This is a genomic window from Streptococcus mitis (genome assembly GCF_001579035.1).
In the GTDB taxonomy this organism is placed as follows: Bacteria; Bacillota; Bacilli; order Lactobacillales; family Streptococcaceae; genus Streptococcus; species Streptococcus mitis_J.
The window spans coordinates 131,481-133,141 of sequence record NZ_KQ970287.1 but is presented as its reverse complement, the minus strand read 5'-3'; the positions used below and the strand labels follow the sequence as shown (position 1 = coordinate 133,141).

Below are 1,661 nucleotides of genomic sequence, written 5' to 3'. Positions count from 1 at the left end.
TGGATTATAAAAGACAATCGGTAAGACCATGAGTCCCAAGACCTAAAATATATAGAAAGGGGGTCACCTTCCAGAGAAATTCTGTATTAAAGAGCATGACCACAAAACCAATCACAAGTCCCAAGGCAATCCAGGCGACCTGTTGCCCTAAAATGGGCAGAATATTATTTGGATAATCATGACTAACGGCTATATAGATAGCCACCACACCGATGACCAGTAGAAAAAATACTGGCAATAGCAAACTATAATCGACTCTAGAGTCGAGAGAACGTTTCATATACACTAACCTTATACTTTCATACAATACTATTTATCAAAGTTCATTTAAAAATTTATCAACAGCCTCATCAACTTCGGATCGAGAGACGGTTTTAACAGTCGCTTCTTTTGCTAGAGATGCTACTATCTGTTTGCCATATCGCTTTCCGACAATTCTCCTATCCAAAACAAGGGTTAAGGAACGTTGGTGTTCGCGTCTCATACTTCTTCCCAAAGCTTGCTTTAAACGAATAATGGCCATTGGCAATTGATAATCATAAAAGGCATTTTTCCCTTCTTGAATTAGTTCCTGATTGATCTTTTTCGTCAAGGGCTCTTGAGGATTTTGGAAAGGAAGTCTTGGTACAACCTGAATCACAAAAGGATGGCTTGAAAAATCAACTCCCTCCCAGAAACTTGCTGCACCAAGCAAGATTTGTTGTTCTCCTTTTTCAAAGCGTTTCTTCAGTTGATGAACATCGCCATTTTTATACTGGGCTAAATGACTTACAGGGAGTAAATTTGATACTGCTAGAAGCATGTCTTTGGCAGTAAAGAGAGCCAAAATCGGTTGTTGGAAAGCTTGAACTCCCATCAGTAAATCAGCTACCTCCTTGGCATAAACTTCTAAGGAGGTTTCTGTTACCAGGGGAAAATCTTTGAACAAGACCACTTCTTGATCCTGTTTTTTACAAGCTTCAATCTTAACAAATTTAGCTTCGGGATAGCCTAACAGGTCTGCCAAAGAAACTCTTTGACTAATCTCAAGAGTGGCCGACACTCCCAAGACTTGACATGAATCAGGCACTAAGGAAGATAGAAGAATACGGCCTGATTTCGTAGAAGAAATCTGAATTTTCTTTTGACCCGTTGCAGTTGCTTGAAGCCAGTAATCTCGGTCAGCTGTAAAATAGCGAACCAGCTCCTCAAAGCCTTCTACTTCTAGTTCTGAAAAATACTGGTGGAGATTGGCAAGAGAATCTAAGATATTTTTCTTAGATTTTCCAGACTGAAATTGTTCAATCAAGTAAAGGCACTCAAAGCGAATACTTTCTAGTATTCGTTGTTGGACCTTATTTTGCTCCTCCAGTAAAGCCTTATCAAGCAAATCGATAATAGACTGGATATCATGGGTCTCTTGAAGCAGATTTTCTAGAGCCAACAAGATCTTTTGAACTTCATCAATAATCAGTAAACGGTCACTGACAAATTCAGGATTATCTTCCAGTCTGGTTACAAGATAGGCATGATTGGTCACTAAAAGCTTGCAGGTTTGTGCCTTTTCTTGACTACGTTTCCAAAAATCTTCCGTCACAAATAAGCTCTGAGATGATAAATTCCCGTCATGACGAAGATCTGTTAGAAAATGTTGGTAACGGTAGAGTTGCCCAATTTCATCT

At 39.2% G+C, this 1,661-nt stretch carries 1 protein-coding gene and 1 pseudogene; both read right to left on the bottom strand.

What is annotated here, in order from left to right; genetic code table 11:
• A pseudogene (locus tag SMIDD26_RS12835) lies at positions 1–280 on the bottom strand (rod shape-determining protein RodA); the annotation flags it as partial.
• 36 nt (positions 281–316) lie between these two features.
• On the bottom strand, positions 317–1,661 hold a 1,345-nt coding region (locus tag SMIDD26_RS05100), incomplete at its 5' end, for a helicase C-terminal domain-containing protein (RefSeq protein ID WP_280630520.1).